This is a genomic window from Kangiella sp. (assembly GCF_048265365.1).
Taxonomy (GTDB): Bacteria; Pseudomonadota; Gammaproteobacteria; order Enterobacterales; family Kangiellaceae; genus Kangiella.
The window spans coordinates 859,039-880,140 of the sequence record NZ_JBLXBT010000001.1; the positions used below are offsets into that span (position 1 = coordinate 859,039).

A 21,102-nucleotide genomic window follows, 5' to 3' on the forward strand; every position below is an offset into this window, starting at 1 on the left:
TTAGAAAAGTTTACACAGATATTAACCGGATAAAGATATGGATTGGCTTCAAGCATTATTTCTAGCATTAATTCAGGGCTTAACTGAGTTCCTCCCGATCTCGAGTTCTGCACATTTAATTCTGGCGTCGAAGGTTTTGCAGTGGCAGGATCAGGGTTTGGCGTTTGATGTGGCGGTGCATGTGGGGACGCTGACAGCTGTGTTGGTATATTTCCGTAAGGAAGTAGTTGAGATGATCAGTGCCTGGTTTAAGGCGGTGCTGGGCGGTAAGCCGACGGCAAATTCACGCTTGGCTTGGGCGGTGATTTTCGGCACGATTCCGGTGGGGTTGTTTGGTTTATTCCTTGAAGCTTTTGATATTGTGGATTTGTATTTGCGTGAGACTTATGTGATTGCGATTACGACCATTATTTTTGGTTTGTTGTTGTGGTATGCCGAGCGTCAATACAAGGGCAAATCGCCTGAGCAGTTTAAGGATGAGTATCAACTGCGCTGGCGCGATATTTTTACTATTGGTGGTGCGCAGGCATTGGCTTTGATTCCTGGCACATCGCGTTCCGGTATTACCATGACTGCTGCTGCTTTATTGGGTTTTTCTCGCACCGCTGCAGCCCGTTATTCTTTCCTGTTATCGATTCCGGCGATTGTCTTGCCCGGTGGCTTAAAGGGTATTCAACTGGCGCAAGAAGGCGCTAAGTTTGATTGGGACTTTTTGATTTTAGGAATTGTGGTTTCGGCGCTGAGTGCTTTTGCCTGTATTCATCTATTCTTGAAATGGCTTGAGAAAATTGGCTTTATGCCATTCGTCTGGTATCGCCTGATTTTAGGTGTGGTTTTATTCGCTATCGTGTTTATGAGCTAAACATTCCTTGATGGCTTTTAGTCGAGCTCGGTCGATGGCTTCGCCGAGCTTGGCTCCTTCATATCCCTTTTCGATCAAAGACTGAACATCAACCGTTTCAGATACCTTGAAGCATTGTCTTAGCAGGTCACCCTGCGGATAAGGCTTATCTTCATTACCCAGACGCCCATTAAAATCTGCTTCGCAGGTTAAAATAAATGCTTCTAAAAAGTTAGGGTTGCGATAGGCGCTTAAGCCTTTCAGCATTTTCAATACGGTACTGGGGCGTAGCTCAAACATCTTATGGCTATGCAGATGATAGCGAGATACTTGTGTGGCCAATTGTTCATAGATTTTGGGGATTTTCAGGCGCTTGCAGAGTTTTTTGATGATCGGTACGCCTGACTCTTCATGCCCGCGGTGTTGCGGCCATTGCTCGCGTGGTGTAGCCCCTTTACCCAAATCATGAACCGTAGCCGCAAAGCGAACGCGTAGATCGGATGTTTTGTTTGCGGCTTGAGCAATGACCATCAGGGTGTGAATACCGGTATCGATTTCGGGATGCCATTGTTCAGGGTTGGGAACTCCCCACAGGCAATCAAGCTCAGGCATCAGGACTGCCAGGGCTCCGCATTGGTGAAGTACGTCAAAATAGACTTGTGGTGACTGAGTGGCCAGGGCTTTTTCCGTTTCTGCCCATACCCTCTCAGGAGTTAGGTGCTTCAGCTCATCACCAAAGGACAGCTCCTGCATTAGAGCAAAGGTTTCATCGGCGATAATAAAGCCCAGATGAGCAAAGCGAGCGGCAAAACGAGCCACGCGCAGCACACGTAAAGGATCCTCGGCAAAAGCGGGGGAGATGTGGCGTAAGGTTTTGTTTTGCAGATCTTGTTGCCCATTGTAAGGGTCAATAAGATTGCCCTGTTCATCCTGAGCCATGGCATTGATGGTTAAATCACGACGGATAAGGTCTTGCTCTAAAGTAATGTCTGCCGAGAAATCGACACTGAATCCCTTGTAGCCTTTGCCAGACTTTCGCTCGGTTCGGGCTAAAGCGTACTCCTCACCGGTTTTAGGGTGTAGAAAGACTGGGAAGTCTTTACCGACCTCCTTAAAACCTTTGGCCAGCATTTGCTCGGGCGTCGCTCCGACCACCACATGGTCTTGGTCAACAACATCAAGCCCTAAGAGTTTGTCTCTAACTGCGCCACCGACCAAATAGATTTGCATACTTACCTTATGAGTTAACGTGTTGAGTTGCCTTGCATCATTGTTTCTTAACGCTATTTTATACAGCTTCTAGCATCTTTATTTTGTGCTGCACACTTTAACAAAGCTTGCTCATCAGGTTGTGCGTTTTTACAATTATCGGGAGCAGTAATTCTTTTTAAATCATCCAACTTGGCTAAGCCTTGCGCAAACTGTTCATCAGTAATCTGCTTTTTGGCAAGCTTTTCTACCAGCTCACCACGGTAGAGTGGCTCGGTGTTCTTCAAGTTAGTGGTGGCAGTCTGACATACCTTTTCTGAAAGAGGGGTTACTCTCTGTGAGCGAGGCATGCTGGTAATGGTTAGCTTGCTTGAATCTATCTTCTGCTCTTCAGCTTTAATCGATTGATCTTTGGGTGGTTTATCCGAGAAGTGGATTTTGCCATTCTTATCAGTCCACTTGTAAATTTTACCTTCAAAAGCCTGACTTGCCGCTGTGAAGGAAAGCATGATAATCAAAGTAAATGTTAGTAAAAGTCCGTGCATCTTCACACACTATCCCTTAGATTGAGAGGTTGTAATTTATAGGTCATAATATGCAAAGCACAATAACTATACAATATTCAATAGGGAACTTTGGGAAATAGAGCCTAATATGTACAACGATTTCTTCGGATTAAAAGAAACACCGTTTACCATAGCGCCGGATCCTCGCTATTTATTCATGAGTGAGCGCCATCGCGATGCTTTGGCGCACCTGTTATATGGCATTGGTGCCGGTGGTGGTTTTGTGCTGCTCACTGGCGAAGTAGGGACCGGAAAAACCACGGTCTGCCGCTGCCTGCTGGAACAGTTGCCTGGTAATGTGCGTCTTGCTTATATTCTCAACCCTAAGCTGAACGCCATCGAGTTAATGGCGACCATGTGCGATGAGCTGGGTATCGACTACGATGTCAAAGAATCGAGCCTGAAGACCTTTACCGACCTCTTGAGCCGTCGGTTGCTGGATAATCATGAGCAGGGTTTAAACACTGTGTTGATGATTGATGAAGCGCAGAATTTAAGTGTTGAAGTCTTAGAGCAGATCAGACTTTTAACGAATCTTGAAACCAATCAGAAAAAACTGCTGCAAATCATCTTGATTGGCCAACCTGAATTACAGGAGTTGCTGGCCAAGAAAGAGCTACGTCAGTTAGCGCAGAGAATTACTGCTCGTTACCACCTGCGCCCTTTATCCCTTAACGAAACGAAATCGTACCTTGAGCACCGCTTGCGAATCGCAGGTGTTATGCGGCCTGTATTTAAAACCAAAGCGATAAAGTTGATTCATAAAGCCAGTGGCGGCATACCTCGCCTGATTAATGTGATCAGTGACCGGGCCTTGCTGGGAGCTTTTGCAGATAACTTGCATCATGTGGATACACGGACGGTCAATAAAGCGGTTGAAGAAGTGCTGGGTCATAAAACTGAATACCAGCAAGCTGTACCAACCGTCCAGTATTGGAAGTGGGCTGTTCCGGTATTGCTGGTTGGACTGACCCTTGGCGTTGCGGCATGGTCATTTGGGCTGTTTGATAAAGACGCTGATCAGTCTGTTGTTAAGGCTACTGAAAAGCAAAATCCGAAGTCTAATTCTATCGCTGGCATTAATGATTTCAGTCTTAATGCGATTGAGCAGACGCCGGCCAAAGTTGAAGTTAAGAAAAGCCCGAGTGAATTAGCAGAAAGTTTCTGGGGCGAGCAAAGCTGGGATCGTAGTGGCGTTATTGGCAGTCAGAATTTGCTGGCTTTATGGGGTGTTTCCTACTCGCCATTTCAATCGGTTGATGCCTGTAGTTTGGCTGTGACTTATGGTTTGGGTTGTGATGAAGGTATGACCGACTGGAAGTTTTTAAGTCAGCTCAATCGGCCCGCAAACTTGAAATTCTCCACGGTGCAGGGTGGTAGCTTTTGGGGAACATTAATTGCTATCCAGAATCAATCGGTGGTTATGCAGTTTGGTGATAATCAGGTGACCATTGAGCGTAAGAAACTTAACCCGCTATGGACTGGCGAATACCGACTGTTCTGGAAGAAGCCGCCAGGCTTTAATGACCCAATAGGAATTGGTGGGCGTGGTAATGCGGTTAGTTGGCTAACGGGTTTTATTGAAACCAATGAAGGTCTTGTGATTGAGCCTGGTCATGTTTTTTCTGAACAGGTGTCGGATTGGTTGGCGCTGTTCCAAATGGAACATGGCTTAGTCTCCGATGGTATTCTGGGCAAGCACTCGATTATGGTGATTAATAATTTAGCTGAACCAAGCATCCCTAAACTTTTGTCAAACAGTTTACAGGCGGGTAACTAGATGTCTTATATTCTTGATGCAATCAAAAAGACTGAATCAGGTCAGAAAGATGGTGAGGTGCCAAACCTCAACAGTGAACATCAACACACGGCCTTTGTCGAAGAAGATGAGAGTAAGCACTGGTTGCTACCTATACTCGCGGTCATCGCAGTCTTGTTTGCAGTGGTGATATGGTTACTATTAAAGCCCGCACCGAATGACATCAAAGCTGACATAACTTTGATGAACAATCAGCAAGAGAGTTCGACGCCGGGACTATCAGCAGCAACTGAAGCTACTGACGGTAAGGTAAAAAATAACACTGCTGATGACAATCGTGCTGAATCAATTAATGACTCCGAGACAGCTGGCTTGGTTATCAAAAAAGCTCCACTTGAAGTGCAGCAGCCGGTGGTTCAAAGAAACCCAAACCCAGTTGTTGAAGCGGTAAGCCGACGCCCAGTTACTGAAGTTTTGGAGCAGGCCGAAGCACAGCAACAGACGCAGGCTCGTCAGTCAAGCAGTAGCAAACCGGTATTTTTAGCAGCAATTGATCACGACCATTGGCCAACCTTGATTTATACCACTCATATTTTTGCCACTGACCCTGAAGATAGATTTGTGATGCTGAACGGTAAGGCGTATAGCATAGGCGATACAATTTCGAAAGGAATGGTTGTAGAGGATATTTTGGAGAATGATTTATTGGTCAATTATCAGGGACAACAAGTGATTGTCCCTGGATTGACCGATGTTAATCCGTAATAGCCTGCTCAGCTTCTTGTTCGGCCTTATTTACGATATCGGTATCGTCTTTCGGCCGCATAATGCTGGTAATTAGATAACTATCTTTGAACAGCATATTTGCCGTATTTTGAATTTGCTCTGTGGTCACAGTATCTAATCGTGACATGTAATTGGTGAAGTAAGAGTAATCAATATCTTCACGTTCATACAACAAAATTTGTCCCAGCCAGAAGTGATTGCTCTGTTGCCCTTCGGTAAATGACATGCGGCGTTGCTGTTTGATCGTGTCCAGCTTATCTTGTGGTAATGGTTCTGCCAAAGTCTGCTGAATGACTTCCTGAATGGTATCTATCAGTAATTGCTCGCGGCCTGGCTCTGCATTAAAACTGATAGACAGGTTAAACCATTCTGTTGGGTAACGGTCAACACCCGAGCCAACTCCTATTGAATAAACTTCACCAAGTTCTTCTCTTAATTTAGCCTGTAATTCCTGTTGCAGAATTTCTTCATAAAGCCCCAAGCGGAATCGCGTTTCAGAAACATACTGATCAATAGGCTTATGGTAGTTTAAAAAGACTTTCGTTTTTTCATCTAGCGCGGTGTCACGTGCAAAATGAATGTCGCGCTGGACCGTACGAATATTTTCATCTTGCCATGTTTCCTTTTTGGCATCTGCAGGAAGGCTGGCAATGTATTGTTCGATCAGCGGCTCCACTTCTTCTAGCTGGATATTTCCGACAATGACAAAGGTAAAATTGTTGGCCTTTGTAAAACGATCCTTGTAGAAATTCAAGGCGATCTCTCGGTCGATCTTTTGTGCTTCTTCAACCGACCAGGGCTGCGTTCTTGGGTGGTTGTCAGTCATTAACCGATGAAGCTCGTCAGCGTACTTCTGCTCAGGATCATTCAACCTATTCCTTTGATACTGGATAACGGAGTTACGGTAATTGTCTGCAACATCCTCATCAATCTTTGGTTCGGTAAAATACAAATGTACTAATTGCAACATGAGCTCCATATCTTTCGGGGCGCTGCTGGAGCTGATTTGGGAATAGTAACGTCCGATGTTTAATTGCAATTGAACCGTTTTGTCATGCAGCTTTTTGCCGAGGTCAGTTCTGGAGTAACTGCCGATTCCTGAAGCTGCCACTAACTTAGCGGACTCCATAGCGGAGCGCTGTTGCTCAAGTGTGGCTAGAGAATAGCCACCAGGTGCGTATGCCGACAGGAATACTTCGGTATTGGAAAGGTCACTCGGTCGAATGATAACCCGCGCGCCATTACTCAAGCGATAGTCAATGGCATCAACTGCTTCAATGTCACTTTTATCAATAATACGCCCTTTCTCGGGTAGTGTGGCCATGAGGGGATCGGCTAAGTCTGATTCTGAATAGGCGGCAAGCTTTGTGTCTTTATTGAGTGCTGCGAAAAGTTTCTCTTCTAAATCTGCGCCAGGTTTTTCTTGCTCTGGGGCATAGACAATAATTGAGTGACGGTTACTGGCCAGTAGTTGATTGAAATGTTCAGAGACTTCCTGCACGCTAATGGTAGGCAGAATGGTTTCCAATAAAACATGACGCTGGATGGTAGAAAAATAATGTTCGCCGTATAAAAAGTGAGACATATAACGATCTGTAAGACTGCGAGAGTGGATAGAATCCAAATCTTCAACAGCTAATAAGCTGCTGTTTAATACTTCCTTACGGTAGCGTTCAAGTTCGCTGCTAAGAAAGCCGTGCTGCTCGACTCGTTCGATCTCCTCAAAAAAACGCTGATAACTTTGTTCAAAAGCGCCATCTTTTGGGGTGACTGAAAAGTTAAACAATAACTTGTCATTGCCTAATTGCGAATAGCCTAAGCTAGCTCCTTCGAAAGGTTTCTCTGCACCATCTGACAGTTCATACATTCTGCTATTAAACAGGCTAATAATCATCTGGTTTAACAGTCGGTAACGCAGTGCATCGACACTATCGAGTGTCACGCTATGAGTTTGGTAACGAACATTGATAGAACGGGTCAGGATTTCTTGATCGGTTAAGACTTCATAAGCCGGATTGACTCTGCCCGGGATTAAATATTCCTGTGGTTTGAGGTCATTGGATGACTTGATCTGACCAATAGTGTTATTGAATAACTTGATGGCGTTATCGGGTTTAACATCACCGGTAATAATCAGTGCCATATTATGCGGTTGATACCACTTTTCATAAAAAGCTTTAAGGTCTTCTGCAGACATTGAACTCAATGTTTCATCAACACCAATCGGCATTCTGTCAGCATGACGAGCGTCGCCATAATTGATTGGGTTAAGTACTTCAGATAATCTTTCGCCCAATCCTTTGCGAGCGCGCTTCTCGGAGAGAATAACTTTGCGCTCCTGCTCAACATCTTCTGGGTCAAACTTGATACCAGTGATCCAGTCGTCAAGAATCAAACTAATCGTAGACCAGTTTTCAGTATCATCAGTTGGAATTTCCAGATGATAGCGGGTGCTATCGAAGCTGGTGAACGCATTGATGTCAGAACCAAAAGTCATACCAAGGCTTTCCAGTGTATTGACCAGGTCGTTTTTATTAAAGTGGGTCGAGCCATTAAAGGCCATATGTTCAACAAAATGAGCTGCACCGCGTTCTCGTTCCTCTTCCTGCAATGAGCCAACATTGAGCAATAGGGTGATATAGGCGCGTTCTTTAGGTTTACGGTTTGGGTGAATATAGTACTGAATACCATTATCCAGTTTACCGCTGGTAACTTCCGGGGACAGAGGAAGCTGGTTGGCTCTTTCAGTTGGGGTTAGTGTCTGGCAAGCAGCTAAAAAGCCAAAGACACATAAAAAAACAATGGTCTTACATTTCGCTAAGTAGGTCATCACTTGTTTCATCAAATGTTCCACAATCTATATCAATGCCGACAGTATTTAAAAAGAGGCAAACGGATTGTCCTGTACTAAGTTTCGAGGCAACGAGTTTTTTAACTTGTTGCCCAGATTTTTAGCCAGCCCAATCACGGAGCCCTGATAAACAACTGCCACTTCGCCTTTTTTCAGGCTGTCAGACTTCTCAATACTAATATCACGCCCTTGATAGTACTCGACCGCTTGTAGGCTATTGAGTTCATAAGTTTGCTGTTCGAATTCATGCCCAAACGTAGTGGCGGCCTGATGCTGCAGGCGATACCCGCTACGATGGCTTTCAGCCAGTTTAACACCAATTCGACTCATGCGTAGCTTGCCAATCAGCTTTTCAATACCTTGTGGGAAGAACCATATTTCGTTAGAACGTTTCCACAGTTGCTTTTTGTGCGGCTCTAATGACCAGCCCAAAGCTGCACAGTGCTGCTCCAGTTCTTGATACTCCTTGTTGGTTAAAGGAGAGAAGGGGAAGCGAGAGCCAAGCGCGCTATCATGGGCTGATGCATCGGTAACAGGTGCTTCTTTTTTCTTAAAACAGGCGACAAAGAAACCTTCGCTATCGAAAAGATGCGGGTATACGTGCAAATAGCCCTCAGGCGTCGCGACTTTATCGGCATCGTCAAATAATGAGTTTAGCGGGAAGATTTCAACGTCATTGGAATGATTTTCCAGCAAGTGCTGACACACTAACTGATTTTCTTCTTTGGACAGGGTGCAGGTGGAATAAACCAGAGTACCGCCGGGCTTGAGTGCTTTGAAAGCGTTAATAATCAACTCTTTCTGTAACTCTGAGATGCTCAAAACGCTATCTAATGACCAGTTGCTTAATGCCTCAGGATCTTTACGCACCGTACCTTCTCCACCACAGGGTGCATCCAGCAAGATAGCATCAAAGGTTTGCTCGGTGGATTCACCGAACTGCCGGCCGTCATGGTGACACAGGATGGTATTGCTGACTCCCGTACGCTCCAGGTTGGCATACAGGACTTTGAGTCTGGATGAGGATAATTCATTGGCTACAACCAGTCCGTCGTTATTCATGGTCGCTGAAATCTGAGTGGTCTTAGAGCCAGGAGCCGCTGCTACATCGAGCACCATCTCTGGGTCGGGATGAGCTGCAAACAATGCAGTGACGGGCAACATGGAGCTTGATTCCTGAATATAAAATTGTCCTGCCAAATGCGGCACAACTTTACCAAAACCATCTGCCAGCGGCTTATGCTCTTCATCAATCCAGAAGCCATCATCACACCAGGGGATCGGATCCAGCTTATAGCCAGCTTGCTGCCATTGGCTGATCACCGCCTCTTTATGTGCTCTTAAGGGATTGATGCGAATGCTCTTGCGTAAGGGCTTCTGGCTGTAGTTCAGCAAAGCCTGCAACGCATCGGGGTCGTTAAGCTGCTGGGCAATGTGAGCAATAAAGTCTGGCGAAATTGTGGTCATGGCAGGCTAATAATAGTTGGTCATAAAAAAAGGGCATTACTACCGAAGTAATAATGCCCTTTAGTTTACCTTGAATTGAATTAATCGCCTAACGATAGCAAGGTAGCATTACCGCCAATTGCAGCAGTGTTGTTGGTGCGTGTATGCTCGGTCGCAAAGCGGTGCAGATAGAATGGACCGCCTGCTTTCGGACCGGTACCTGATAGACCCTGACCCCCAAACGGCTGCACGCCAACGGTTGCGCCAATCATATTACGATTGATATAGACGTTACCGACGCGGGCACGCTTATCGATGTAAGTAGCGGTGCTTTCGTTACGTGAATGAATGCCCAGCGTCAAACCAAAGCCATAACCATTAATCTGGTCGATGACCTTATCCAGGTCTTTTGCTTTGTATTTAATCACGTGCAAAATCGGGCCAAACCACTCTTGTGTCAAGTCATTGATATGGTTGATAAAGAATGCTGTTGGAGCCAAATAGCAGCCTTTTTCCAGACCAGCAGGCATTGGTGTTTCAGCAATTAAGTTACCGGTTGCACGCAATTGCTCAACATGGCCAGACAACTCTTCACGCGATACAGCATCAATCACCGGACCAATGTCAGTAGACAAGTCGGTTGGGTCGCCCAGTTTTAATTCCTGCATCGCACCTGCAAGCACTTCCAGAATTCGGTCGGCTACATCTTCCTGCACATAAAGCACGCGTAGCGCTGAACAACGCTGACCGGCGCTGGTGAAGGCTGATTGAATGACATCCGCAACTACTTGCTCAGGTAATGCCGAGCTATCCACGATCATGGCGTTCTGACCACCGGTTTCAGCAATTAGCGGCGATAACATGCCATCGCGAGTTGCTAAAGTACGGTTGATGATTTGAGCAGTTGAAGTTGAGCCAGTGAAGCAAACACCCGCAATGCGGATATCAGACAAGATAACGTTGCCGAAAGTAGAACCGCGGCAAGGCACGAATTGCAACACGCTGGTTGGAACGCCAGCCTGATGCATCAATTGCACCGCGCGGTAAGCCACCAAAGTGGTTTGGTCAGCAGATTTTGCCAGAACCGTGTTACCGGCAACCAAAGCAGCTACAACCTGACCAGTGAAGATGGCCAATGGGAAGTTCCATGGGCTGATACAGGCAAACACACCGCGGCCTTGAAGATAGAGGTGGTTGCTCTCGCCCGTTGGGCCAGGCAGGGTGATTTCCTGGCCGAAATCTTTACGCGCGTTATTGGCATAGAAACGACAGAAATCTACTGCTTCGCGAACTTCATCAATGCCATCCTGCATGGTCTTACCGCCATCGCGACTACATAATGCAATCAATTCAGCTTCGTTTTCTTCGAAAACGTCCGCAATTTTCTCCAGGATCTGAGCGCGCTGTTCAACCGGTGTCATGTCCCAGGCAATAAAGTTTTTGTGCGCGATAGTTAAGGCATCAAGAGCCATCTCTTCGCTGACTTTGTGTACAGTGCCGATCTGATGCGAGTTGTCATACGGGCAGAAAACGGCTTCTTCGTTAGTGGTATGTTCTTTACCATCAATAATGGGCTTGGCGTGCCATTGATTGTCTAAATACTGTTCTACGTTGTGCATAAAAGGCTCGATCTGGCTGTTAATGTGGAGATTAGTACCTGATGAGTTGACGCGATCAGGACCATAAATATGGGGTGGCAATGGAATGCGATCATTGTGTAAGGTTGGGTAACGCTTAAGCACAAGACACGGATGCTCAACCAGGCTCATCACAGGGGTCGCTTTATCGACCAACTGATGAACGAAAGAAGTGTTGGCACCATTTTCCAATAAACGACGCACCAGATAAGGCAACAATTCTTTGTGATTGCCCACCGGCGCATAAATACGACATTTTAAACCGGGGTAGCGCTCCAGTACCTTGTCATACAGAATTTCACCCATGCCGTGTAAGCGCTGGAATTCAAAGTCTCGACGCTGGCCTGCCATTTCCATAATACTAAACACCGTTTGCGCGTTATGAGTCGCAAATTGCGGGTAGAAGCTGTCCTGGGTATTCATGATGAAGCGCGCGCAAGCCAGGTATGACACATCAGTGCCGGCTTTACGGGTAAACACTGGGTAGTTGCTCAGGCCTGCCTGTTGCGACCACTTGATCTCCGAATCCCAATAAGCGCCTTTGACCAGACGAATCGGAATGCGGCGGCCATGTTTGCGAGCCAGTGCATCAAGCCATCCTAATGCTGGCAGGGCACGCTTGGAATAGGCTTGAATCACCATCCCTAAACCGGCCCAATCCTGGCAAATCTCAGAAGTATAAAGTGCTTCGAAAATATCCAGAGATAGCTCAAGACGGTCAGCTTCTTCGGCATCAATAGTCACAGCAACGTCTAAGTCACGAGCTTGTTTAACAAGCTTCAACAGAGTATCCACCATTTCGGTCATGACGCGATCTTTTTGACCCACTTCATAACGCGGGTGAAGCGCTGATAATTTGATTGAAATACTTGGTGCTAATTGGCCTTCTTTAACTTTGACCTGACCAATTTCTTGAATCGCTTTACTGTAGGCTTCGTAATAACGGTGCGCATCATGAGCGGTATAAGCGGCTTCACCCAACATATCGAATGAGTGGGTATAACCTTTCTCAACGCTTTTAGCACCACGCTTCATGGCTTCTTTGATGCTGCGGCCGAGTACGAATTGGCGGCCCATTAAACGCATCGCTTGATTCATGGCCTGGCGAATCACCGGCTCACCAAACTTGGCGATTAGTCCTTTTAATAAGGTATCAGGTTTACCGTCACCATCTTGATCAACGTCGACGATTTTACCGGTTAGCATTAATCCCCAGGTCGAAGCATTGACCAGAATCGATTCACTCTGACCGGTATGCTTTTTCCACTCAGCAGCGCTAAGCTTGTCACGGATTAACGCATTGGCAACATTGGCATCAGGAATACGCAACAGCGCTTCCGCCAGACACATCAGAATCACACCTTCCTTGGTACTCAGACTGTATTGTTGCAAAAAGGCTTCGACACCTTCTCGCGACTTGCTACTTTGTCGGATTTCTTCAACCAGCTGGGAGGCCTGGTGGGTAATAATATTGACGGTTTTGTCGTCAGGGGTAGCGAGCTCTAACAATTCTTGTAAGTAGCCCGACTCGTCGACAGAGTAGTTTTGGGTGATGATTTCCTGCCACTCGCTCAGCGAGAGTTGCTGATAGGAATCTGACAGGATTTTACTGGCTTTAAACATTACGGCAATTACCTAATAACAATGTACTGACAAGGATTAATTGAACCTACAGTACAACCTAAAAACGTCAACGCCAACCGGAGCGCTGACGGCGTTTCATGCTAAAGCGGGATAGAACCCAGCTGATTAACATGCCCACTAGCAGGACAAATGCACCTGCATAAAAAACATCTTTGTGAAAACGACCTTTCAACAGTTCGTTTTGTTGGCGCAGGGTATCCGACTCATTTTGCAGTTCGGAAACCTGTTGTTGCAGCTGATCATTCAGCGTAATCACATTCTGTTTGTCCGCGACTTGCTGCTTGGTATCGGACAGCTCTTGTTTCAGCGCTTCGTGCTCAGTTTGTAGTTCAGCATATAAGGCGCGAACCGTTGGTTGATCAGTGATGTATTGGGATTGGATCCAGCCTTTTTCACCATCAGCGGTGCGAACCTGGCTACTCTCGTTCGCAGTGTCCGATGCCAAAACTTCAATAGGTGTTCCGGCAACTAATCGACCAGTAACGCGATAGCGATTGGTCGGGCCGCTGCGCATGATGACTCCAATTTCATCGGACACATAATACTGGCTTTGGGCATCAGTGTTTTGAGCTGGATCAGCTGCTTGAGCAAACAGATTCGTGGTCAGCAGTAAAAACACTAAAAGTAGACGAAACATAATCAATCCTAACGGTTAAATTTTGAGCTTGATCGTAAATAAAGGGGCAAGTATATAGCAGGTCAAAGAATGGGGGAAGACTTGTCGTTAAGACTAATTAGCATATTGCTTCAGGTGAGCTTGTCAGACATAAAAAAACGGCTTTAAGCTACTGATTTAGAAGGCTTAAAACCGTTAGTTATGAAGTGTTAATTAGCCCACAAAGGGGCTAATTAGTTGCACTTATTGAAGCTATTTTAGGGATTAAAAGCTGAATAGTGCCTTAAAGATAAAGAAGAATATCACTGACAGTATTGCGCCGGCAGGTAGCGTTACAACCCATGATACGAGAATGTTACGTACAACGCCGAGATTCAATGCCGCAATACCGCGTGCCATACCAACCCCTAAAACTGCACCAACCAAAGTCTGAGTGGTTGAAATAGGAAGGCCTGCACCACTGGCAATAATGACCGTTGAAGCAGCTGCTAACTCAGCAGCAAAACCACGGCTTGGTGTTAAGTGAGTAATCTTTTGTCCTATGGTGGCCATAACGCGGCTACCCAATACAATTAGACCGATAACAATACCGATTGCACCAACCAGCAAAATACGCGGGTCAACAACTGCTTTAGCACCGATATCGCCACCGTTTTGAATCACGCTCACAATCGCAGCCAATGGGCCAATCGCGTTAGCGACGTCATTGGAACCGTGGGCAAATGCCATGCCACAGGCTGTTACAATCATCAGTATGGTGAAGACTTTTTCAACGCTGTAGAAGTGGTAGTCTTTATCAGCTTCCTCTTCAACTTTAATTCGACTGATAATAACCGCGCCTATAATTGCAATCAAAGCTCCGAAGGCAATAGCTATAAGGTAGGTTTCGGTCATGCTCAAGTTAATATCATGGTCCTGAAAGATATGCTTTAGACCTTTCATAATGGTTACTAACGCCATCACAAAGCCAGTTAAGAACATGTAGAACGGAACGTAGCGTTTGGCCATTGCAAATGGATTAGAGCGGTTAAGTATCAGCTTTTGCACGCTCATGACAATCAGGAAGGCGATAGCACCAGCAATAAAAGGGGTAATAACCCAACTACCGACGATAGAACCAACTTTGCCCCAGCTAACTGCGTCAACGCTAACACCAACTGCCGCAAAACCAACGATAGCACCGATGATGGAGTGAGTAGTTGAAACTGGCCAACCGAATTTAGAAGCAAGAACCAGCCATACACCCGCAGCCAACAGGGCCGCCATCATGCCAAAAATTAATAGCTCCGGTGTACCTTCAAAATAAGCTGAATCAATAATTCCCTTGCGAATGGTCTGTGTGACCTGGCCACCGGCTAGATAAGCACCGGCAAATTCGAATATGGCAGCAACGAAAATTGCTTGTTTAAGGGTTAATGCCTTAGCACCAACCGATGTCCCCATGGCGTTGGCAACATCGTTGGCGCCAACACCAAAAGCCATTAAAAAACCAAATGCTACTGCTATCCAGATAAAGGTATCTGCGTTTTGTAATATGAAATCCACGACTCCCCCCCGGTTTATCGAGCTATCATCATTTCAAGGCGCGAACCGACGCTTTGAGCGCTGTCAGCTAAATCACCGATTTGTTGTACTACCTTATACATGAACATCACTTGTACAGGGGGCAGTTCGTTTTCCTGTTCAAAAATTTTGAACAATAATTCGCGTTGTAAATCGTCTGTATCGTTTTCAATCATATCCAGTTGATCGATCATTTCCTCAACCAGACTGGCTTCGCGGCCTCTAAAGCCAGTCGCCAATAACTCATCCAGCTCGTTGATGGCTTTAAAAGCCTGCGCTGATGCATCGATCGAACGCTGAATCAAGCCCATCAAGTCTTCATTAACGCCAGCTGGGAATTGCATTTTACGACCGTAGACCAAGCCAGAAATATCGCGTGCTATGTTGGCAATTTTGTCTTGTTTGCTCAGAAGAGCGAGAAGGTCGGTACGAGCTACCGGCAGGAAAAGGCCTTTAGGTAGATGCATTCGTAAATCATGCTTCAAGTCGTCAGCTTCATTTTCAAGCTCACGAATATGGGTTTTAAGCTCATCGGCTTTTTCCCAGTCGCCTTCGATAGTTGCTTTAAAGAAGTTTTTCAGTTCAGAGGCACACTCATGAACTTTCGCCATATGATCTTGCATAGGACGAATAGGTGATGACGCAAAAAGGTCAAGAATCGAATTAGCCATGTATCCCCCAATGGATTATTTGGGCCAACAAGTAAAGGTGCACATTATAAGCATGCGAGCACTCGCATACCAGACTTAACGATTGGCAATTTCCGATTCGCGCTGTAAACTGCGTTGAATGACTCAAACCAAACTGAGTAGAAATTAAGGCATGTCGATCGAAATAGAAATAAAACTATCAGCGACGCCCGACAAGATAAGCGATATAAAACAATGGGTTAGCGATCGGTTCTCGGACAGTGGTGGTTGGCAGGAAAAGCAATTGGCCAACACCTATTTTGATACTGAGAATCATAAACTCAGAGAGATGGAAATCGGGCTACGAATCCGCCGAGACGGTGAAAAATTCATCCAGTCGGTTAAATCCGCTGGTCGAGTGGTCGGTGGCCTGTTCCAACGTAATGAGTCTGAAATCGAACTCCCTTCCAAAGAATTAGACCTACAGGCCGTGGCCGAGCCCTATCTGATGATATTGCTCGAAGAAGCCGAAGAAGAAGATGGCCCATTCAAACCAGCTTTTAATACTGATTTTTTAAGACTCCAGATGGTTGTCACAGAGAGCGACAGTCAGATCGAAATTGCTTTGGATGTCGGTTCAATCCGGTGTAAAGAAGCGAAGAAGGATATATGTGAAGTCGAACTGGAGCTTAAAGAAGGCGAACCAGCTGTGCTGTTTGCCTTATGCCAGGAGCTCATTGAAAAATTTGATCTGGTATTAGACAGTGAAAGTAAGGCTGAGCGTGGCTACAGCCTGTCGCAAAAACCATCTCCCTATTTAAAACAACTTAGAGTAGTCGAATTAAGCGCTAAATCCTCAGCCGAAGCGGCTTTTGAAACCATCGCGCATACTGGGCTTGGTCATTGGCAGCACTACATCAAGCAAATGAAGCGTGAAGTAACGTTGGATAATGTTTTGCAACTGAATCGTGCTTTGATGTTCATGCAGCATATGTACTCAGTGTTTGCACCCATGATACCGCGCCATGCTTTAAGCAGTTTGCGCAGTGACTGGCGCGAAATCACCAAAAACTTTGCCAAATTGTTAAAAGTCGCACAAGAAATTAACTGGCTCAACAACGGCAAACTCTATGGATTTAAGTACGCCGAGTTAGAAGACTTCGAGCAGGGGTTGCGCAAAGCTTTCAAGCGCGAAGGTACTCAATTTGTCGAATACCTTAAATCGCCTTCCTATAACCTCAAGCTGTTGCATTTCTCTCGCTGGTTGTATCTTAAAGAATGGCGCCTCGCCTTCAAAGAAGGTGGTGGCCAACGCCTGAAAAAAGAAATCTTCCCCTTTGCCATCCGTCAACTGCAACACCAGTTGTTTGACATCAAACGTCATTTAACCGGCAAAGAGGAACTGACCGAAAACGACTACCTGGCTTACCTGCCCCGAATGTATCGAACCCTCGATATTGGCCTCTTCTTCGGCAGCCTGTTCGAAAACAAGAAACGTAAACCTTACCGTCAAAGATGGGTAGACCTGGTCGCCAGCATCGAACTTTTCAAGCAACTCGAATTCATCCGTCGCGCCCTGAAAACTGAAAACCAAACCGATGAACGTCTGGAACGCACCGAGAAAGATATCCTTGAAGCATTGGTCACCATGCGCACTAGAGCGCTGGAAGAAAATCCGTATTGGAATTAGTTGATTGCGGGTCGACAGAAGTCTCCCCCAGAGCATAAACAGACGTTCCGGCTGTTATCGTGTCGAATAATATTCTGAGCGAAGTCAGGTAAATATAATCTTGGCTTCCTTGCCATAATATTAGCGCTGCCATTAATATGGGCGCTTTTGCGCAAAGCAATGATCAACGATAATAAGTATTCATCCTTAAACTCTGTAAGTTATGAATTAAATTTACTCTGCTCGATTAATTATAGAGCTAAAAACATAGCACTTCGTTATTTGAGACTGTCAATTATTATAAGCGGTTAGCTTCTTCAACAATTGTTCCATTTTCGCGAACAATTATTTTTACGATGCTATCTTCTCCATCATCTATAAACTCAAAGGTCAATGGTGCTTCTGGGTGTCGAAACAGGGTTTCTGATACGGGATATAACACTGCATTCATTTTCCCAGCTTGTATGCTTAACTGGTTGTTACTTCTGGAGATGATAACCGTTCCTGTGTTGGGTGCATGATACTGCCCAATATAAGAATTTAAAGCTTTATCTGATAAGTGAGTTTCCGAAGTTGACATAGACTCTGATGGTGGCTGGTGGTCATAACTAATCATTCGTGACATTTTCCAACCATCATTACTATTATTCCAAATGTGTGTGAATTGGGCAACTTCATGCAAGATTTGATGTCCGTTTTCAACTCGATAAAACGCGTGTTTCCCGCTAATAATGGCTCCGTAATGATTTAAAGGAAATACTTTGATAGTTTCTTTGATTGCCTTTCGCTGAAGTTTTGAATTGCTTTCTCCGCATAAATTCTCACCTATAGATGCCATAAACTTTTCGCGTGAAGAGGTTAACCCTGATTTGTCATGATAAAATTCCATATCCTTCGTGAAATAGTTTCTCATTTCAGTCATGTTGCAGGTGTTGTAGGTTTGCCAGAACTCATTATCTTTTTCTAATACCGTTGCTGTAAGGGAATTCTCCCCTGAGGCTGTTAGAGATGTTAATACAGATATAAAAACTAACCCAATATAACTCATCGACTTAAACATGATTCACTCCATTTTTTTGATTGTATTGGATAGTTAGACGCTAATGTTTTTGAAAAGGTTTAAATTGATAAGGTAGAAAATTATTTATTCCGAGAATTTCTGGAGAGTAATGAGGGGAAATAGGAAAGAAGAATAATGGATGAAAATAATGGGACCAGAGTACATTTCAGCTAATAGCTCACCGGTTAATGTACTCTTACCCCATTAGTTGTCATTTCTTTTCTTCTGCCAGCTCTTGTTGCGCCTGTTCCAAGGTCGGTGGAATAGGGCAGTTTAAGCACTCGGCGATGGCACGTAGCAGTTCGATTTCCTGGGGGTGTACTTTGCCATCATAAGATACGGCGTCTTCAAGCGCTTGAATCAATGGCTTTTTCAACATGGGTGTTAGTTGATTGAGGCGTTTTAAGGCTTGATGGAATGATTCGGCATCGAATGTTTTTTCAATCAGCGGTGCTGTTTCTTTGACAAAGGGTTTTATCAGTTTGGTGTAAAGTTCCTGCTTTTCTTCATCGCTTTGGCCGGTGCTGTGTACCGTTGCAGAAAGGATTACCTGGATTTCGTTTGCCACTCCGTTGAAGCTCTTGATGCTGTTGCTTGGCGGCTGTTTGATATCGCTGAGGTTCTTTTGCAGTATGGCGTAAAGCACATATTCAAATTCCGAAATATGGCTATCCAGATGAATGGCTTCTCTTAATAAGCTTAAAAACTCTTTTCGTTCTTTAGCGCCTAATCGTTTCAAGCTTGGTATTGAAATATCCAGCATGGTTAAACGTAAGTGGCGTTTATCTTTGGTGATGTGTTGCGCCAATTCTAGAACCTGGTCGGCTTCTTGCTGACTGGTTTTATTGGCAATTAGTTCTAGAACAGGTTCAGAAACTTGATGGTCGTCGCTGAGCAATAAAGCCAGCACTAAGTGCGTTGCATTGTAACTGGAGTTTTGGCTGCGGGCGGCCTGGCGAATAATTTCCGGTAATCCTAGCAACAAAGCGCCAGCAGCGTGTTGGTGCAGGGTAGTCGGTTGACCGATGGTGTCAATTATGGCGCCAAATCCGAAGTCAGCAGCTTGTTTGTTTTCAGGTTCCAGCTCAATATCTTCATGCTGCTGTTCTTGGCTCATTTTGCGCAAACGCTCTTCTTCGATTCGTTTGGCAAGATTACGCCAGCCGGGCATGATGGCTGTCAGTCGTTTTTCAATCGGCGGGTGTGAAGCAAGGCTGTCTAAGTTGAGTTTGATTGGCTCTGAAATACACATGTGACTGGTTTCTTCGGCATGGGAGTTTTGTAGCAATGAGCCTTGCTGTTTAATTTTAATAAACGCACCAGCCAAACCTTCGTTGTCGCGGGCATACTGAACGGCAGAAGCATCAGCGAGATATTCTCGTTGGCGCGAGATAGCGGACTTAATTAAGCGGCCAAAGAATAAGCCGATATAGCCAATAATGAACAGCGACATGCCGATAACGAATACCGCAACCACTGCACCGCCGCTTTCTTTATTGCTGCGAATATTGCCATAGCGGATAAAGCGCATGACAAAATAACCGGCCTGACCCAGTAGCAAAATGCCAGCCAGTATCGCGATTAAGCGCACATTGATACGCATATCGGAATTGAAGATATGACTGTATTCATGTGCAACCACGCCTTGCAGTTCCTGACGAGTCAGGTTTTGTAGAGCGCCTTTGGTGACCACCAATACCGTATCGCTGGTTTCAAGTCCTGCCACGAATGCGTTAATTGATTCTTCTTCATCCATCACATACACCGTAGGTACGGATGTTCCTGAGGCGATAGACATTTCTTCTACTACATTGAGCAAGCGTCTTTCTAATAAGTCATTAGTGTCCGGCAAGACCTCGCGAGCCTTAACCATAGAGGCAACTGCTTTGCCGCCAGCGCTGAGCTGGAACCAGCGAAACAAAGAACCCAGCAGGATCAACAGTAGCGTTCCAAAGGTAACAGCGTAAAACCATGAATGCTGGAACCAGTCGGTAATGCTAAAAGGCATTTCGGGAGATGTTTGCGTTCTTATTAGCATGAAGCCAATAAAATTGAGTGCTGCAACAATTAAGACCACAGCCATTAGGAAGTAGAAAACGAGTAGCCGGGTTTTCTTCCTGGCTACTTCTTGGTGTTCAAAAAAATCCATTGTTGTTATTGCTTATTGTTTGATGAAAAAACTGAGGCTTAGTCAAAAGATACTTTAACAGCTTCTCTAACCTGCTCATCTTCAACTTCAAATAACTCGGCTTCCTGGAAACCAAATGGATTGGCGATAAAGTTGTTAGGAACTTGCTCGCGATAGGTGTTGTATTGCATGACGGCATCATTATAGGCCTGACGTGCAAAGGCAATTTTGTTCTCGGTGGTGCTTAACTCTTCCATCAATTGAGCCATGTTTTGATTGGCTTTTAAGTCTGGGTAGTTTTCCGATAAGGCAAATAAACGGCCTAATGCACCAGTTAATTGACCTTCAGCCTGATTAAGGTTCTTGATGGCATTCGGATCTTCTGGATGGTCGGCTGCTGCCTGGTTGGCTGAAACCGCAGTGTTTCGAGCATTAATAACGCCTTCTAACGTTTCGCGCTCGTGTTTCATATAACCTTTGGCGGTTTCAACTAGATTCGGAATTAAGTCGTAGCGGCGGTTAAGTTGCACATCGATTTGTGCATAAGCATTTTTGAAGCGATTGCGCAGGTTAACCAGCTTGTTGTAAATCCCGACGATAAACAGGATTAACGCAACGATGATGACTAAAGTGATGATGATGCCCATTCTTAAGATACTCCTTATTCATTGTTATCGGCCTATCCTATCAATGTTTGT

At 45.3% G+C, this 21,102-nt stretch carries 15 protein-coding genes; 4 read left to right on the forward strand and 11 right to left on the reverse strand.

Annotated features, from left to right (window positions below; genetic code table 11):
- Window positions 1-37: 37 nt before the first annotated feature.
- Window positions 38-862: an undecaprenyl-diphosphate phosphatase gene (locus ACN0VI_RS04085; RefSeq protein ID WP_417445864.1), complete on the forward strand. Its 825-nt coding sequence runs from the start codon at window positions 38-40 to the stop codon at window positions 860-862.
- On the opposite strand, the gene ACN0VI_RS04090 is transcribed toward ACN0VI_RS04085, so the two are convergent.
- Window positions 836-2,071, reverse strand: coding sequence for a multifunctional CCA addition/repair protein (locus tag ACN0VI_RS04090; protein WP_331891941.1), 1,236 nt, complete (start codon window positions 2,069-2,071; stop codon window positions 836-838). The genes ACN0VI_RS04085 and ACN0VI_RS04090 overlap by 27 nt on opposite strands.
- Before the next feature lie 53 nt (window positions 2,072-2,124).
- On the reverse strand, window positions 2,125-2,595 hold the full coding sequence (locus ACN0VI_RS04095; protein WP_417446567.1) for a DUF4124 domain-containing protein: 471 nt from the start codon (window positions 2,593-2,595) through the stop codon (window positions 2,125-2,127).
- A 109-nt stretch (window positions 2,596-2,704) separates the two neighbouring features.
- Between ACN0VI_RS04095 and ACN0VI_RS04100 the strand changes: the two genes are divergently transcribed.
- On the forward strand, window positions 2,705-4,396 hold the full coding sequence (locus ACN0VI_RS04100; protein WP_331891940.1) for an AAA family ATPase: 1,692 nt from the start codon (window positions 2,705-2,707) through the stop codon (window positions 4,394-4,396).
- Window positions 4,397-5,140 (forward strand): general secretion pathway protein GspB, encoded by a 744-nt coding sequence (locus tag ACN0VI_RS04105; protein ID WP_331891938.1) that lies wholly within the window; start codon window positions 4,397-4,399, stop codon window positions 5,138-5,140. It begins immediately after the preceding gene.
- On the opposite strand, the gene ACN0VI_RS04110 is transcribed toward ACN0VI_RS04105, so the two are convergent.
- The 6 genes from ACN0VI_RS04110 to ACN0VI_RS04135 all read right to left on the reverse strand — a co-directional run bounded on the left by ACN0VI_RS04110 (window position 5,130) and on the right by ACN0VI_RS04135 (window position 15,589).
- Entirely contained in the window at window positions 5,130-8,003 is a 2,874-nt protein-coding gene (locus ACN0VI_RS04110) for a M16 family metallopeptidase (RefSeq protein ID WP_417445865.1), read from the reverse strand. The two genes, ACN0VI_RS04105 and ACN0VI_RS04110, sit on opposite strands and share 11 nt — an antisense overlap.
- Before the next feature lie 36 nt (window positions 8,004-8,039).
- A complete protein-coding gene (gene rsmF / locus ACN0VI_RS04115; RefSeq protein WP_417445866.1) occupies window positions 8,040-9,479 on the reverse strand; it encodes a 16S rRNA (cytosine(1407)-C(5))-methyltransferase RsmF in 1,440 nt (479 codons plus the stop codon).
- Between the two features lie 80 nt (window positions 9,480-9,559).
- Window positions 9,560-12,718: a bifunctional proline dehydrogenase/L-glutamate gamma-semialdehyde dehydrogenase PutA gene (gene putA, locus ACN0VI_RS04120; protein WP_417445867.1), complete on the reverse strand. Its 3,159-nt coding sequence runs from the start codon at window positions 12,716-12,718 to the stop codon at window positions 9,560-9,562.
- Between the two features lie 67 nt (window positions 12,719-12,785).
- Entirely contained in the window at window positions 12,786-13,376 is a 591-nt protein-coding gene (locus tag ACN0VI_RS04125; RefSeq protein ID WP_417445868.1) for a TIGR04211 family SH3 domain-containing protein, read from the reverse strand.
- Window positions 13,377-13,619: 243 nt separating this feature from the next.
- Complete coding sequence (locus tag ACN0VI_RS04130; protein WP_417446568.1) at window positions 13,620-14,837, reverse strand: inorganic phosphate transporter; 1,218 nt, start codon at window positions 14,835-14,837, stop codon at window positions 13,620-13,622.
- 77 nt (window positions 14,838-14,914) lie between these two features.
- The gene (locus ACN0VI_RS04135; protein WP_331891930.1) at window positions 14,915-15,589 is read right to left on the reverse strand and encodes a TIGR00153 family protein; all 675 of its coding nucleotides are present in this window, start codon (window positions 15,587-15,589) and stop codon (window positions 14,915-14,917) included.
- Between the two features lie 151 nt (window positions 15,590-15,740).
- Here ACN0VI_RS04135 and ACN0VI_RS04140 point away from each other — a divergent pair, with 151 nt between their 5' ends.
- Window positions 15,741-17,237 carry a CYTH domain-containing protein gene (locus ACN0VI_RS04140; RefSeq protein ID WP_417445869.1) on the forward strand — a complete coding sequence of 499 codons (1,497 nt, stop codon included), beginning with the start codon at window positions 15,741-15,743 and terminating at the stop codon, window positions 17,235-17,237.
- A 277-nt stretch (window positions 17,238-17,514) separates the two neighbouring features.
- On the opposite strand, the gene ACN0VI_RS04145 is transcribed toward ACN0VI_RS04140, so the two are convergent.
- The 3 genes from ACN0VI_RS04145 to ACN0VI_RS04155 all read right to left on the reverse strand — a co-directional run bounded on the left by ACN0VI_RS04145 (window position 17,515) and on the right by ACN0VI_RS04155 (window position 21,051).
- The gene (locus tag ACN0VI_RS04145; protein ID WP_417445870.1) at window positions 17,515-18,276 is read right to left on the reverse strand and encodes a DUF4440 domain-containing protein; all 762 of its coding nucleotides are present in this window, start codon (window positions 18,274-18,276) and stop codon (window positions 17,515-17,517) included.
- Between the two features lie 211 nt (window positions 18,277-18,487).
- Window positions 18,488-20,425 (reverse strand): M48 family metallopeptidase, encoded by a 1,938-nt coding sequence (locus ACN0VI_RS04150; protein ID WP_331891925.1) that lies wholly within the window; start codon window positions 20,423-20,425, stop codon window positions 18,488-18,490.
- Window positions 20,426-20,463: 38 nt separating this feature from the next.
- Window positions 20,464-21,051 carry a LemA family protein gene (locus tag ACN0VI_RS04155; RefSeq protein ID WP_331891923.1) on the reverse strand — a complete coding sequence of 196 codons (588 nt, stop codon included), beginning with the start codon at window positions 21,049-21,051 and terminating at the stop codon, window positions 20,464-20,466.
- Window positions 21,052-21,102 lie beyond the last annotated feature (51 nt).

Excerpts from the sequence above, each read along its gene's own strand:
- ACN0VI_RS04105 (WP_331891938.1), top strand. The coding sequence starts at position 4,397 with ATGTCTTATATTCTTGATGCAATCAAAAAGACTGAATCAGGTCAGAAA.
- putA (WP_417445867.1), bottom strand. The coding sequence starts at position 12,718 with ATGTTTAAAGCCAGTAAAATCCTGTCAGATTCCTATCAGCAACTCTCG.
- ACN0VI_RS04110 (WP_417445865.1), bottom strand. The coding sequence starts at position 8,003 with ATGAAACAAGTGATGACCTACTTAGCGAAATGTAAGACCATTGTTTTT.
- ACN0VI_RS04155 (WP_331891923.1), bottom strand. The coding sequence starts at position 21,051 with ATGGGCATCATCATCACTTTAGTCATCATCGTTGCGTTAATCCTGTTT.
- ACN0VI_RS04130 (WP_417446568.1), bottom strand. The coding sequence starts at position 14,837 with ATGGCTTTTGGTGTTGGCGCCAACGATGTTGCCAACGCCATGGGGACA.
- ACN0VI_RS04135 (WP_331891930.1), bottom strand. The coding sequence starts at position 15,589 with ATGGCTAATTCGATTCTTGACCTTTTTGCGTCATCACCTATTCGTCCT.
- ACN0VI_RS04095 (WP_417446567.1), bottom strand. The coding sequence starts at position 2,595 with ATGCACGGACTTTTACTAACATTTACTTTGATTATCATGCTTTCCTTC.
- ACN0VI_RS04100 (WP_331891940.1), top strand. The coding sequence starts at position 2,705 with ATGTACAACGATTTCTTCGGATTAAAAGAAACACCGTTTACCATAGCG.
- ACN0VI_RS04125 (WP_417445868.1), bottom strand. The coding sequence starts at position 13,376 with ATGTTTCGTCTACTTTTAGTGTTTTTACTGCTGACCACGAATCTGTTT.
- ACN0VI_RS04145 (WP_417445870.1), bottom strand. The coding sequence starts at position 18,276 with ATGTTTAAGTCGATGAGTTATATTGGGTTAGTTTTTATATCTGTATTA.
- ACN0VI_RS04090 (WP_331891941.1), bottom strand. The coding sequence starts at position 2,071 with ATGCAAATCTATTTGGTCGGTGGCGCAGTTAGAGACAAACTCTTAGGG.
- rsmF (WP_417445866.1), bottom strand. The coding sequence starts at position 9,479 with ATGACCACAATTTCGCCAGACTTTATTGCTCACATTGCCCAGCAGCTT.
- ACN0VI_RS04085 (WP_417445864.1), top strand. The coding sequence starts at position 38 with ATGGATTGGCTTCAAGCATTATTTCTAGCATTAATTCAGGGCTTAACT.
- ACN0VI_RS04140 (WP_417445869.1), top strand. The coding sequence starts at position 15,741 with ATGTCGATCGAAATAGAAATAAAACTATCAGCGACGCCCGACAAGATA.
- ACN0VI_RS04150 (WP_331891925.1), bottom strand. The coding sequence starts at position 20,425 with ATGGATTTTTTTGAACACCAAGAAGTAGCCAGGAAGAAAACCCGGCTA.